General features: G+C 40.4%; 13 protein-coding genes. 7 read left to right on the top strand and 6 right to left on the bottom strand.

Annotated features, from left to right (window positions below; genetic code table 11):
* Positions 1–12: 12 nt before the first annotated feature.
* Positions 13–159 carry a hypothetical protein gene (locus M3189_RS20935; protein WP_251637459.1) on the top strand — a complete coding sequence of 49 codons (147 nt, stop codon included), beginning with the start codon at positions 13–15 and terminating at the stop codon, positions 157–159.
* A 133-nt stretch (positions 160–292) separates the two neighbouring features.
* Positions 293–928, top strand: a complete 636-nt coding sequence (locus M3189_RS20930) for an FMN-dependent NADH-azoreductase (protein WP_251637648.1) — start codon at positions 293–295, stop codon at positions 926–928.
* Positions 929–1,241: 313 nt separating this feature from the next.
* On the opposite strand, the gene M3189_RS20925 is transcribed toward M3189_RS20930, so the two are convergent.
* From M3189_RS20925 to uraD, 6 genes are all read right to left on the bottom strand, one after another.
* Positions 1,242–2,483 (bottom strand): ArgE/DapE family deacylase, encoded by a 1,242-nt coding sequence (locus M3189_RS20925; RefSeq protein ID WP_251637457.1) that lies wholly within the window; start codon positions 2,481–2,483, stop codon positions 1,242–1,244.
* 18 nt (positions 2,484–2,501) lie between these two features.
* Complete coding sequence (locus tag M3189_RS20920) at positions 2,502–3,722, bottom strand: M20 family metallo-hydrolase (RefSeq protein WP_251637455.1); 1,221 nt, start codon at positions 3,720–3,722, stop codon at positions 2,502–2,504.
* A gap of 4 nt (positions 3,723–3,726) precedes the next feature.
* Positions 3,727–5,100: an allantoinase AllB gene (gene allB, locus M3189_RS20915; protein WP_251637453.1), complete on the bottom strand. Its 1,374-nt coding sequence runs from the start codon at positions 5,098–5,100 to the stop codon at positions 3,727–3,729.
* An 8-nt stretch (positions 5,101–5,108) separates the two neighbouring features.
* Positions 5,109–5,468, bottom strand: a complete 360-nt coding sequence (uraH, locus tag M3189_RS20910) for a hydroxyisourate hydrolase (protein ID WP_251637451.1) — start codon at positions 5,466–5,468, stop codon at positions 5,109–5,111.
* Positions 5,465–6,412: a factor-independent urate hydroxylase gene (pucL, locus tag M3189_RS20905; protein WP_251637449.1), complete on the bottom strand. Its 948-nt coding sequence runs from the start codon at positions 6,410–6,412 to the stop codon at positions 5,465–5,467. Before pucL ends, uraH begins: the two co-directional genes overlap by 4 nt.
* A gap of 284 nt (positions 6,413–6,696) precedes the next feature.
* Positions 6,697–7,197, bottom strand: a complete 501-nt coding sequence (gene uraD / locus M3189_RS20900) for a 2-oxo-4-hydroxy-4-carboxy-5-ureidoimidazoline decarboxylase (RefSeq protein ID WP_251637447.1) — start codon at positions 7,195–7,197, stop codon at positions 6,697–6,699.
* 335 nt (positions 7,198–7,532) lie between these two features.
* Here uraD and M3189_RS20895 point away from each other — a divergent pair, with 335 nt between their 5' ends.
* From M3189_RS20895 to adhE, 5 genes are all read left to right on the top strand, one after another.
* Entirely contained in the window at positions 7,533–8,003 is a 471-nt protein-coding gene (locus M3189_RS20895; protein WP_251637445.1) for a nucleoside deaminase, read from the top strand.
* A gap of 24 nt (positions 8,004–8,027) precedes the next feature.
* On the top strand, positions 8,028–9,758 hold the full coding sequence (ade, locus tag M3189_RS20890) for an adenine deaminase (RefSeq protein WP_251637443.1): 1,731 nt from the start codon (positions 8,028–8,030) through the stop codon (positions 9,756–9,758).
* Positions 9,759–9,877: 119 nt separating this feature from the next.
* The gene (locus tag M3189_RS20885) at positions 9,878–10,267 is read left to right on the top strand and encodes an SET domain-containing protein (RefSeq protein WP_251637441.1); all 390 of its coding nucleotides are present in this window, start codon (positions 9,878–9,880) and stop codon (positions 10,265–10,267) included.
* A gap of 166 nt (positions 10,268–10,433) precedes the next feature.
* Complete coding sequence (locus M3189_RS20880) at positions 10,434–10,661, top strand: hypothetical protein (RefSeq protein ID WP_251637439.1); 228 nt, start codon at positions 10,434–10,436, stop codon at positions 10,659–10,661.
* Between the two features lie 93 nt (positions 10,662–10,754).
* Positions 10,755–13,358, top strand: a complete 2,604-nt coding sequence (adhE, locus tag M3189_RS20875) for a bifunctional acetaldehyde-CoA/alcohol dehydrogenase (protein ID WP_251637437.1) — start codon at positions 10,755–10,757, stop codon at positions 13,356–13,358.

Genomic DNA, 13,358 nt, shown 5'->3' with positions numbered 1-13,358 from the left:
GTGGATTTACCCATGACAAATAAACCAATTCATTATGATGGAAGTATCCAAAACAATGAAACTTCTACTGCTAATTCAACAGTAAATGAGGCATTTGTATTAACGGATGAAATGCGTGCAAGCATCAGTGGAAACCCTTACTTCACCGATAATAACTAAAAATAAAAGGAGTTTGCTTTTGATGCAAATTCCTTTTATTTTTGGGTTTATTGGTCTTTGTATCTGCATAGATTTACATTCATTGCACAAACTAGAATGCATGATGCTAGATATAGAAAGGACCGATACGAAAATGACAAAAGTATTGTACATAACTGCTCATCCTCATGATGATACTCAGTCCTATAGTATGGCAGTAGGAAAAGCATTTATTGATACCTATAAAGAAGTGAATCCTACTCATGAAATTATTGATGTTGATCTTTACAAAGTTGATGTTCCACAAATTGATGTAGATGTCTTTAGCGGCTGGGGAAAACTTCGTTCAGGTACAGAATTTGACCAGCTATCAGCGGAGGAAAAGACAAAGGTTGGCAGACTTTCTGAGATTTGTGAGCAATTTATTTCTGCAGATAAATATATTTTTGTCACACCATTATGGAATTTCTCCTTCCCGCCTGTTATGAAGGCCTATTTAGATGCCGTATCGGTTGCAGGAAAAACCTTCAGGTATACGGAAAAAGGTCCAATTGGCCTGTTAACAGACAAGAAGGCTTTACATATTCAAGCCCGTGGCGGTATCTATTCCGAAGGACCTGCGGCAGCCATGGAAATGGGTCATCGCTACCTCGATATTATGATGCAATTCTATGGAGTCCCTTCTTTTGAAGGACTATTTGTTGAGGGTCATAACGCTATGCCTGATAAAGCGCAGGAAATCAAAGAAAATGCCATCGCACGTGCGAAAGATTTAGCACATACTTTTTAAATCAAGTCTCAGTTTTATTCATTGTGGTTTTTCCCGTTCTTATGAGAATTCATAGGCGGAGAATTTCCGGGTAATGGAATAAAGGAACCTTAAGAAGCAGATATAAGCGGAGATATTCCGGTTAACTGCCTTAAATTAGACAAAATCCGAGGATTTGTATACAATAAGCGGAAAAAGTCCGCTTATTTTTAAGGAAATATGGCTATATCCCAATTTAATCGGAAATTCTCCGCTTATTTTCCAAACACAGTGAAATCAACATTCAGTTGTAACAAAGCCGAAATCAAAGAGCCAACCGGTTGGCTCTTTTCATTTATTTTTCCGCTAATAAATCATAGAGGGTACAGGCGATGATTTTGGTAGCTGCCTGCAGGTCAGAAAGTCGGATATTTTCATCTGCCCGGTGCCCATTTGCCTCTTCTAACACTTTTGGCCCCACTCCGAACATAATCGTAGGAATTCCCGCTGCAAAGAAGTGGCGGGCATCTGTATATAACGGGACTCCGTGGACCGGTAACTCTCCTTCCTCTTTTAAAATCGACTTCCAGTTATCTGCCAAAGATTGAACTAATGGAGTTTCCTCTTGAACGGGACCAAAGCTTTTTGCATGGAGGACTTTCCTTATTTCAACTTTTATCCCTGGGATGTCTGATACTGCCTGTTGTACGAGTTCTCTAAACTCAGCTTCTGCAGTAACAAAGTCCTCTTCAGGGATTAATCGACGGTCTACTCTAATCATGCATTCATCAGGAACTACATTGGTATTAATGCCTCCCGAAATGAGTCCCACATTCAAGGTCGGAAAATCAATGCCTGGTATCGATGATTTTTTTCCTGCAAGTGTTTTCCGATAATCATATAAAGCATTTACGATTTTAGACGTCGCCTCAATCGCATCAATCCCTGTATGTGGCAGGGCAGCATGTGCGGACTTTCCGGTTGTTTTGATTTCAAAATGTAAACAGCCATTATGAGCGTTAACAGCCGAATAGGAAAAACCTGCTACTATGGCTTGATCAGGCTTGATATAACCTTGGTCAATCAGCCATTTTGGACCTATTTCTCCTCCAGTCTCTTCATCAAAGGTAAATGCCAGGTCCACCCTTCCAGAAAGCTTTTCTTGGACCTGATTTAATGCAAGTACAGCGTAGGTATAAGCAGCAATATCAGACTTTGACACAGCCACTCCTCTCCCATACATTTTTCCATCAATAATTTCCCCTCCATATGGGTCGACACTCCACCCTAATCCAGGAGGTACCACATCTCCGTGGGCGTTTAACACAACATTTGTCCCTTCACCAAATACGGTGGTGACAAGGACGTTGGCCATACTAATCATCCCATTTGCTTTAACGCTTTCTTCGTCTACTTCAAGAAGAGATACATTCTCAAACCCAAGTCCGTAAAGCTGCTTCTCTAAAACTCTGGCTATCGGTATACAATCGCCAGCAGGATTATCTGAAGCTGTTTGAACCAATTTTTTTAAAAAAGAGATTAAACCTTCCTCATGTTCCTCTATCCACTGCACCATTTTTGCTTTATCCTGATTCAAAAAAAAACCTCCTCTGTGCTAGTACGCTAATTGATGTAATAATTGTATAAGTACCTCTAAACCTGTTTCTAAGTCTTTGGGCGAAGTATACTCGAGTGGTGAATGACTTATTCCGCCCTGACTTGGTACAAATAGAATGGTGGTAGGGCAAACCTGTGCAAAAAGCTGGGCGTCATGCCCCGCACCACTATTCATCCAATGGGAGGAAATCGTGCTTCGAGTGCAGATACTTTGGATGATTTCATTAAGCCCACTATCCATCTGGGCAGGGTGAACTTCATGCCACATCTCTACTTCGATATCCAAGTCGAGTTTTTTGGCATGTTCTTGAAACATTTGTGTGAATTGCTGACAAAATGAATCTAAAACCGATTCATTAGGATGTCTGGCGTCAACTGTAAACTGAACTTGATTGGGTATCACATTAGGTACATTGGGCTCCACAAATAACTGCCCCACACTTGTTACCAGATCTTCGTCGTATTCCTTCACACTTTCATATAAGTCATGAATCATGTTTACTGCCCCATGAAGAGCGTCTCTTCTCCATTTCATTGAGGTGGTACCAACATGGTTAGATTCACCCTTTACCGTAACCCGATACCGTTTTTGACCGACAATCGCTTTTACTATGCCAATGGATTTTTCTACTTTTTCAAGGGTGGGTCCTTGCTCGATATGTAGTTCAATAAAGGTTTGAATATCCTTTCGGACCCTGTATTCAGAATTTCCAAATCCAGCAGCCATCATGGCGGTTTCAAAGCTAATTCCCTCTGAATCCTTCATATCCACACTATCGTTAAAAGAATATAGACCAGTCATCATGCCTGAACCCCACAATGCCAACGGAAAGCGGCTCCCCTCCTCTTCGCAAAAAGAAACCACCTCAAGGTGAATGGCCGGCTGCCCAAACTGTTTTTTTAAATACTTTAATGCCAGTACCCCTGCAATAATTCCATAAGCGCCATCATATTTACCACCAGATTTAACGGTATCAACATGTGATCCAATAAGGATTGTCTTGGCATTGTGATGCGGTGAAGGCAATCTTCCAAATAAATTTCCAATAGAATCATAATTTGTTAGCAGCCCCACTTCCTCCATCCAGCCCTTTAAGGCTTGCTGGGCTTCTTTCCAAGGCTGGGAGTAAAGTGTTCGAGTTACCCCTCCATCTTGCTCTCCCCCAAATGAAGCCAACCATTCAATTGCTTCGTCTATCTTAATGGGGTATTGACCCATAATCTCACTTCCTTGGCTGAATATACTGACCATACTTTTCTTCCGTTACCCCAGTTTGATCATCATAAATTACTTTTCCTCGCAAAATAGTCTTTTTTACTTTTAACAAAAAAGTTCTATTTTCATAGGGAGAATATTTATTTCGAAAAGCAATCGAAGGCTGGTCGACAACCGTTGTTTCATCCAATGAAATCAAGACTAAATCCGCATCCAATCCAGGTTGAATGCTTCCCTTTTTTTCAGATATACCAAACCGCTCTGCAACATTTTCTGCCCCTAAGGGAAGGACCTTTTTGAGAGGAATCCTTCTTTTTAATGCCTCGTCTAGTAATGCAAGCCAGGTAAATTGCACCCCCTGAATTCCACCCCACGCCTCCCAAATGGACGTAGTGTTTTTCATGGAGTAAAGACATGGCGAGTGATCGGAGCCAATTGTATCAATCCAGCCATTTGAGATACATTCCCATAGCCCTTCTACGTCTTCCCGCGGTCGGAGAGGCGGTGCACATTTGAGGATGGCACCCGTTTTAAGAAAATCCTCTTCATCAAAAATTAAATAATGGGGGCAGGTTTCTACGGTAACGTTCATTCCACTTTTCTTAGCCTGTTGAATTCGTTCAACTACTTTTGGTGAACTAATATGAACGAAATGGATGGCCGTCCCATATTTTGCAGCTAACTCTAGTGCAGTGTTTACAGCCTGTTCTTCTGCAGATATGGGCCGGCTGGCGAGAAAGGCCATTCGCTCATTTATGTTATTTTGATTTTTATAGAAGATGGTAAGACTATTAATCTCTTCCTGCCATTCTGCATGAAGAGCGAGGATTTTATTTTGTTCTGCGGCAATCTTCATAGCCTGTGTTAATTGCGCTGGTGCAACATATGGAAAATCAGCGATGCCGCTATCTGACATAAATGCCTTCCACCCGATAATTCCCTCAGACATTTGGGTTAGTTCTGCTTTATCTTGAACGTTATGACCCGTCATTCCACCCCACAGTGCATAGTCAATATAAGAATTAGAGTTTAGATAATCTCTTTTATTTTGTAAATTGACCATGTTTTTCACGGACGGATAACAATTCAGGGGCATATCAAAAATAGTAGTAGTGCCACCAATGGCGGCGGCTTTGCTGCCGGTCTCGATTCCTTCCCAATCCGTCCGGCCCGGATCGTTAAAATGGACATGGGCATCGATAAATCCTGGTACCACTAAACAACCACCTGCATCAATCATATTATTCTCGTATTCTTTTTGTGGTTCGATTTCACAATCCTGTAGAGCCTCTATTTTCCCATTTTTAATTTTTATACTAGCAAACCGAAAACCTTCACTCGTAAAAACATATCCGTTTTTCACCCAAAGTTCTGTTTTCATTTTTCCTCCTAACTCCCTCGGTAGGTACTGTAGCCTCCTGGTGAGATTAAAAGCGGCACATGATAATGGGAATATTGTTCTGAAATACCAAAACGAACGGGCACACAGTCTAGGAACGAGGGATCTTCAGTGGATGCTCCTCGATTTCGGTAATAGTCTCCTATATAAAAATGAAGCTCGTAGATTCCCTTTTTCATAGAATCTCCCTCTAAAAGGGGGTGATTTAATCTTCCATCTTCATTCGTATAGGCAGAACGGATGATTTCTATCTTTTTATTTGGACAAACACGCACTAACTCCACTAACACACCGTTTGCTGGCTTTCCAATACTGATGTCGAGGATATGTGTTGTCAGCTTTCCTGTCATTTACTCGGGTCCTCCTTGAGGTCATCACGGTTCATTGAAAAACATTGGAAACCGTATGGAGGACGTGGTTCAGTAAATACTTTTCCTTCTTGTGAGGCAGGAATTTCATCTAAAATCGTTTCCCAAGTCCGGTTGTTTGATTCGAAACGTACCTCTGTTAACTGTGGAAAGCGTTCTAGGATTCTTGTACCAATTCGGTAAATCAGATTTTGGATGGAAGGTGAGTTTTCCTCATGAAAGACGGTGTAAGCTATATCTCGTACCTGTTCTGCGGCCACATATCCATCAGCTGTATTTCCTCTTGCATCCTCAAGATCGTTGTAACGCCAATCAATATTTAAAAAGATAAACAGCGGGCGATCAAAGGATTCAGGTAATGTCGTATACTCATCCTTCACGTAGCCGAAGAACGAGCTCCCCTTTACCTTAATCAATTTCAGACCCTTTAAACTGCTTACTTGATTGGTAGTGGTGGTTTCGTTTTTATTACGTTTCACCTCAACAGAGGCACCGGCCTGTTCATTTAAAGAATAACGGAATACGAGCGGACTTGGTTCAAAGGTTCCATTTGTGGGAACAGGAAGCTCTTCGAAGGAAATTTGTTCTCCTGAGATGCTGACGCCTGTCATATGGGAATAGGTTTCAAGAAAGCGATGGGCGACAAATTCAAGGAATCCCTCTTGTGTTGCACCCTGATAATCTCCTGCATGCTTGAGGATGAAGTTTTTCATTGAATCGGTTGCGACTACTAAAGTGTTATCGCCATCTTTAAATGAAGAAAAAAATGCTTCACCTTCTACAGCGACTTTTACATTCATACCAAACAGGATGTTTTTTCGGCCGGAGAAGGTGGACTCTGGAATAGCGCGGACTCCCGTTAATGGTTTAGCGTAGGTGCGATAAACCCAAACATCCGCTTTTCCGTAGCTCATCGTTCTTTTCATAGCAGTAGCCTCCTTTAGCTTTTTTTGCAGGCTTGGAAAAAATAGATTATGGTAGCTCTGCATTTACCGTAAGTCCTGCTTTTTCTTTGCTTCGGTCACTCCAGGCACTCTGCATTGACCGTAAGCCCTGCTTTTTCTTTGCTTCGGTCACTCCAGACACTCTGCATTGACCGTAAGCCCTGCTTTTTCTTTGCTTCGGTCACTCCAGACACTCTGCATTGACCGTAAGCCCTGCTTTTTCTCCCCTTCGGTCACTCCCATTGCATCTAAAAGGACAAACTCTATTAACTTTTGAAAATATCATTCAACCGGAAGCCAGCGATTTTATAGACTTCATGTAACGCTATGGTAAACTCTTCATGGTAAGCATGATGAATCCTTTGTTTCATGGCAGCAAGAATACTTTCTTTACTTTGACCCTTCACAGCCAGAATAAAGGGAAAATTAAATTTCTGGACATATTGCTGATTAAGGGAAACAAACTCCTCAAATTCCTCCATTGTAAGCTGATCAAGCCCGGCTACAGCTTGTTCTTTCTGGGAGACCTCTGACATTTGCAATCTAGATCCTAAGTCTGGATGTGCGCGAAGTAAAGCTAACTTCATAGGTTCCTCTGCATTTTGAACAATTTTAATCATCGTTTGTAAAAGGTGATCATGCGATTCAAACGGCCCATTCTCCCAAGCTGCGGAAGTCACCCACGGTGAGTGTTCAAACACCCAGCCTACCTTTTGTATAAACTCCTTCCTGTTCATTTGATTTACTTCCTCACTATTTATACCCAAGCCTTCACCTCTCCCTTTTCAAAAATTTCCTGCTCTATAGCCATGGGCTACTGTAAAACTATATATATTCTAAACCCCTTAAAAATACTCATCCCTTCTCTCTATTTAAATAAATGCATCATAAATTGTTTGAATGCTACATAAGTGTCAAATAATCTACCATCATTTTTTTTACCTGAAAAAGGATGGCAGCAAAGCTAACAACAAGTAAGAAAATCTATGTATGATACTGAATAATGTAAATAAACGACCTAACTTTCACAAAACCCCAACATGTTTGGGGCCTATCAAGCGTATTTTATAAATAAAATTATACGAAAGAATGGAGAGGTTACATGTCAGATATTCATTTCATGCAAAAAGCGATCGATGAAGCGCTCCAGAATGTTCTATCCAATCACGGCGGTCCGTTCGGGGCCATTGTGGTAAAAGACGGAAAAATAATTGGTATTGGACGAAATGAGGTAACGGCTTCAAACGATCCAACAGCACATGCAGAAGTCCAGGCGATTCGTAATGCATGCAAGTATTTAAACGATTTTCAGCTGACAGATTGTGAAATTTATACAAGCTGCGAACCTTGTCCAATGTGCATCGGTGCCATTTATTGGGCAAGACCAAAGGCTGTATATTATGCCTGTACGAAACAGGATGCAGCAAAGATTGGGTTTGATGATCAATTCATTTACGAGCAGCTGGAACTTCCGGTAGAACATCGAAAAATTCCCATGAAACAAATTTTCACTGACAAAGGAGATCTACCTTTTCGTACATGGGAAGGTACTAATAACAAAGTAGAATACTAATTTAAGAGTAGAGGGTGTTAGGCAATGGACAGAAGTCAAATACGGCGAAGAATCTCTGTGGCTTCAGGAAAAGAACCTGCGGATACCGTCATTAAAAATGGGAGAATTGTGGATGTTTTTAATGGAGAAATAATAGAAGAAGATATTGCGATTGTAGATGGGTATTTCGCAGGGATTGGACACTATACTGGGAAAAATATTGTTGATGCTAAGGGAAGGTATGTCCTTCCTGCCTTTATTGATGGTCATGTTCATATCGAATCTTCCTTGGTGACACCAAGTGAATTCGCAAAAGTCCTGCTGCCGCATGGAGTAACGACCGTTATTGCCGATCCCCACGAGATTGCAAATGTATCCGGCACAGCGGGTATTCAATATATGCTAGATTCTTCTGAGAACCTTCCCTTCGATTTTTATTTTATGCTGCCTTCTTGTGTTCCTGCGACAAGCTTCGAAAACTCAGGTGCAATTTTAAAAGCAGAGAATTTAAAACCCTTTTACCAACATCCACGAATCCTGGGATTAGCAGAGGTCATGAATTTCCCTGCCGTTCTTCATGCTGAGGAGGATATGCTGAATAAAATATCTGATGCAAAACGACATGGCAAAAAAGTCGATGGTCATGCAGCAGGGTTGTCTGAGAGAGATATAAATGTGTATATGGCTGCAGGGATTGTGACAGACCATGAATGTACCACAGCGCAAGAAGCGAAAGAGCGCCTTAGGAGCGGAATGTATTTAATGATTCGTGAGGGTACGGTTGCTAGGGATTTACGCAATTTGATTCCGGTTGTAAATCGGTACAATTCCCGCAGGTGTTTATTTGTAACGGATGATAAACATCTTGACGACCTTGTACTCGAGGGCAGCATTGATCATAACGTAAGGCTGGCGATTGCAGAAGGACTTTCCCCTATAACTGCTATTCAAATGGCTACCATCAATGCAGCAGAATGTTTCGGGCTTCAAGAAAAAGGGGCGATTGCAGCAGGTTACAAAGCAGATTTTTCCTTTGTGGATGACCTGGAAACAATCAAAATATCACATGTATACAAGGATGGAATGGCAGTCGTCCAAGATGGAAAATTGATACTTGATTGCAGTAACAACCATGAGAATTTTATGAATCAATCTGTTCACTTTGATGAAATCTTGAAAAGTAATTTAACTATCTCTTTATCCTCTAAAAAAGCAAACATCATTGAAATCATTCCTAACAGCCTTATCACACGGCATATCATGGAAGAAGTCGATATTTGCAATCAAGGATTCTTCCAGCCCTCTATTGCAGCTGATCAATTAAAGCTAGCCGTAATTGAGCGCCACCATATGACAAAGCAAATTGGTTTAGGAATTGTCAAAGGCCTAGGGTTAAAAAATGGTGCTATTGCCACCACGATTGCCCATGATTCACATAATCTCATTATTGCTGGAACCAACGACGATGATATGGTACTAGCCGCAAATACCATTAAAGAAATGCAGGGTGGGATGATTGTCATTAATGATGGTCAAATCCTGGCATCATTAGAATTGCCCATTGCAGGGTTAATCTCCGACTCTCCTTACCGGGAAGTTTATACGAGTCTAAATAACCTTCATATTGCTCTTGATAAGCTTTGCGCAAATCATCATTTCAATCCTTTTTTAACCCTTTCCTTTTTAGCTCTTCCCGTCATTCCGGAACTAAAGCTTACGGACAAAGGCTTGTTTAAGGTATCAAATTTCGAACATATTAACATCAGTTCTGATTAATTTTCGAGCTTATTAGACATACTATCATGCGAGTTAACCGAAAAACGGTTGATTTCAAGGCCATTACCTGTCAAACTAGTAGGATAACTGACTTCATAGAAAGTATGTAGGTGACAATCATGATAGAAATTAAAACATCAACACTCAGCGATGGTGAGTTCAATAGGGGTGTATTTGCAACACGTGATATAAAAAAAGGCGAACTGATTCATGAAGCACCCGTTATCGCCTATCCAAATGCGGAGCATGAACATATTGAAAAGACACTGCTTGCTGATTATGCGTTTGAATATGGAATCAATCATACATGCCTTCTCTTAGGTTACGGAATGCTATTTAATCATTCCTATCAACCAAATGCTACTTATGAGATAAATTTTCCAAACCATACCTTTGACTTTTTTGCGTACAAAGACATTAAAGCAGGCGAAGAGATTCTTATCAACTATAATGGCGATGAAGAAGATCAAGAACTGCTTTGGTTTGATAAAGAAAAACAAGATAACTAACAGTCCATCAAATGGGCTGTTTTTTTGCCTCTCGTCCTCCATTTAGGTAAAAAGGACCATTTTTTGTATATTTGTTAATAGTTCAAAGTTTGTTCAATATTTCACAAACTTTTATTAAAAATCGATGGTAATATAAAACTATAAAGACCACAAGGAGTGATATGACATGATGCTTTGCGAATGGCGATCCTTTTCAACAGACTCTGAAACCTATACACAAGAAACCTTTGAAGAAACTGTTGGTGATGAATTTGAGGCGATGATGTTTAAAGATAACGAAAACATTCCTAGTTATATATGGACAGTAAACTTTGTCATCCTTGTAAAACAATATTCAAAGGTCCTTACTGACATCTCCTTTGAAAAGATACCACGTAACCCTGTATGCGAGTAACCATGTAAGTTCATCTAAATTCTGTTTGTAATTATTTTTTTATAAATTCTTGTGAAATACTTCACAAAGTCTTGAGTAATTGGAGGAATTAAAATGGCAGTGGCAGAAAAAATGGGCAAAGATGTGGATAGTGTAACTACAATGGTGGATACCTTGGTGGAAAATGGTCTAAAAGCGTTAGAAGAATTCCGCAGCTTTGACCAAGAAATGATTGATACGATTGTGAAGCAAATGGCCTTGGCTGGCCTTGATCAGCATATGCAGCTTGCAAAACTTGCTGTTGAGGAAACCAAACGAGGAGTTTATGAAGATAAAATCATTAAAAATATGTTTGCGACTGAATATGTCTATCATAATATCAAATATGATAAAACCGTCGGAATCATTAACGAAAATGAACACGAAGGAATTATCGAAATTGCCGAACCGGTTGGGGTGATTGCAGGAGTTACACCAGTAACCAATCCCACATCAACAACGATGTTTAAGTCTCTTATTTCGATAAAAACGAGAAATCCAATCGTTTTCGCCTTCCACCCTTCTGCACAAAAATGCAGCAGTGAGGCAGCAAGAATCCTTAGGGATGCAGCGATAAAGGCAGGTGCTCCTGAGAATTGCATCCAATGGATTGAGACGCCATCCATTGAGGCTACACAAGCATTGATGAATCACGCAAAGATATCCATGATCCTTGCAACTGGCGGCGCAGGAATGGTTAAATCCGCTTATAGCTCTGGTAAACCAGCCCTCGGTGTCGGACCGGGTAACGTTCCATGCTATATGGAGAAATCAGCCAATATTCATCAAGCAGTGAATGACTTGATTTTATCAAAGACGTTTGACAATGGAATGATTTGTGCATCTGAACAAGCCGTTATTATTGATAAAGAAATTTATTCCCAAGTCAAAAATGAAATGATTGCAAATAACTGTTATTTTTTAAATGAAGAAGAAAAAGCAAAAGTTGAAAAATTAGTGATTAATGAAAAATCATGTGCGGTTAACCCGAATATTGTTGGAATGGCTGCTAGCAAAATTGCCGCTTCGGCGGGAGTAATCGTTCCTGAAAACACAAAGATTCTTGTAGCTGAATTAAATGGTGTTGGACCAGATTACCCGCTATCAAGAGAAAAGTTAAGTCCTGTCCTTGCATGTTATAAGGTTAGCAGTCTGGAAGAAGGGCTAAATAGAGCAGAAGAAATGTTAGAATTTGGCGGTTTAGGACATTCTGCCGTTATCCATTCCCAAGACCAAAATGTCATTAAGCAGTATGGATACCGGATGAAAGCTGGAAGAATCATTGTCAATGCCCCTTCTTCACAAGGTGCCATCGGTGATATCTACAATGCTTATATGCCATCTCTTACACTTGGCTGTGGTTCATATGGAGGAAACTCTGTTTCTACTAACGTTGGTGCGATTCATTTAATCAATATTAAAAAAGTAGCCCAAAGGAATGTTAATATGCAATGGTTTAAAGTACCGTCCAAAATCTATTTTGAGAAAAATTCAACTCAGTATTTAGCGAAAATGCCGAAAATTTCTAAAGCATTCATTGTAACGGACCCTGGAATGGTGAAGCTTGGCTATGTTGATAAGGTCCTTTATTATTTAAGAAAACGTCCAGATTATGTTCATTGTGAGATTTTTTCTGAGGTAGAACCTGACCCATCCATCGAAACGGTAATGAAGGGCACCGAAATGATGGCTAAATTCCAGCCGGATGTCATCATTGCCCTTGGCGGCGGCTCAGCGATGGATGCGGCTAAAGGGATGTGGCTATTCTATGAAAACCCAGAAACTGAGTTCTTTGGTTTAAAGCAGAAATTTCTCGATATTCGTAAACGAATTGTTAAATATCCTAAGTTAGGTGAAAAGGCACAATTTGTAGCGATTCCGACTACATCAGGTACAGGTTCAGAAGTAACCTCATTCTCAGTTATAACTGATAAAGAAGCCAATATTAAATATCCGCTCGCCGATTATGAATTAACACCAGATGTAGCGATTATTGATCCACAGTTCGTTATGACGGTTCCTAAGCATATTACAGCTGATACTGGAATGGATGTATTGACCCATGCCATTGAGGCATATGTATCTTGTATGGCAAACGACTATACAGATGGACTTGCAATGAAAGCGATCCAGCTTGTATTTGAATACCTGCCAAGAGCATATCGAAATGGCAGTGACGAATTGGCACGTGAGAAGGTGCATAACGCTTCAACAATTGCTGGAATGGCCTTTGCGAATGCCTTCCTTGGTATCAATCATAGCCTTGCCCATAAACTTGGCTCAGAATTCCATATCGCTCACGGACGTGCAAATACAATATTACTGCCACATGTTATTCGCTATAATGCTGCCAAACCGAATAAATTTACAGCTTTCCCGAAATACGCTCACTTTGTTGCAGATAAGCGTTATGCGGAAATTGCAAGAACACTTGGACTGCCTGCGAGCACAACGGAAGAAGGAGTGGAAAGCCTTGTTCAAGCAATCATCCGTCTTGCAAAAGAGCTTGACATTCCAATGAGTATAGAAGCAAATAATATTGATGCTGATATGTTCAAAAGTAAGGTTGACTATCTGGCAGATAAAGCATTCGAAGACCAATGTACCACTGCTAACCCTAAGCTTCCTTTAGTAACAGAATTAGCTGAAATCTATCGTAAAGCCTATAAGGGAGTTTAA

It is taken from the genome of Neobacillus niacini (assembly GCF_023715415.1).
Taxonomy (GTDB): Bacteria; Bacillota; Bacilli; order Bacillales; family Cytobacillaceae; genus Neobacillus; species Neobacillus niacini_C.
The sequence above is the reverse complement of the archived record's forward strand: the minus strand, read 5'-3'. Positions and strand labels throughout refer to the sequence as shown.

Coding starts and splice junctions, on each gene's coding strand:
- M3189_RS20935 (WP_251637459.1), top strand. CDS start 13: ATGACAAATAAACCAATTCATTATGATGGAAGTATCCAAAACAATGAA.
- M3189_RS20930 (WP_251637648.1), top strand. CDS start 293: ATGACAAAAGTATTGTACATAACTGCTCATCCTCATGATGATACTCAG.
- M3189_RS20920 (WP_251637455.1), bottom strand. CDS start 3,722: ATGGGTCAATACCCCATTAAGATAGACGAAGCAATTGAATGGTTGGCT.
- allB (WP_251637453.1), bottom strand. CDS start 5,100: ATGAAAACAGAACTTTGGGTGAAAAACGGATATGTTTTTACGAGTGAA.
- uraH (WP_251637451.1), bottom strand. CDS start 5,468: ATGACAGGAAAGCTGACAACACATATCCTCGACATCAGTATTGGAAAG.
- pucL (WP_251637449.1), bottom strand. CDS start 6,412: ATGAAAAGAACGATGAGCTACGGAAAAGCGGATGTTTGGGTTTATCGC.
- M3189_RS20895 (WP_251637445.1), top strand. CDS start 7,533: ATGTCAGATATTCATTTCATGCAAAAAGCGATCGATGAAGCGCTCCAG.
- ade (WP_251637443.1), top strand. CDS start 8,028: ATGGACAGAAGTCAAATACGGCGAAGAATCTCTGTGGCTTCAGGAAAA.
- M3189_RS20885 (WP_251637441.1), top strand. CDS start 9,878: ATGATAGAAATTAAAACATCAACACTCAGCGATGGTGAGTTCAATAGG.
- M3189_RS20880 (WP_251637439.1), top strand. CDS start 10,434: ATGATGCTTTGCGAATGGCGATCCTTTTCAACAGACTCTGAAACCTAT.
- adhE (WP_251637437.1), top strand. CDS start 10,755: ATGGCAGTGGCAGAAAAAATGGGCAAAGATGTGGATAGTGTAACTACA.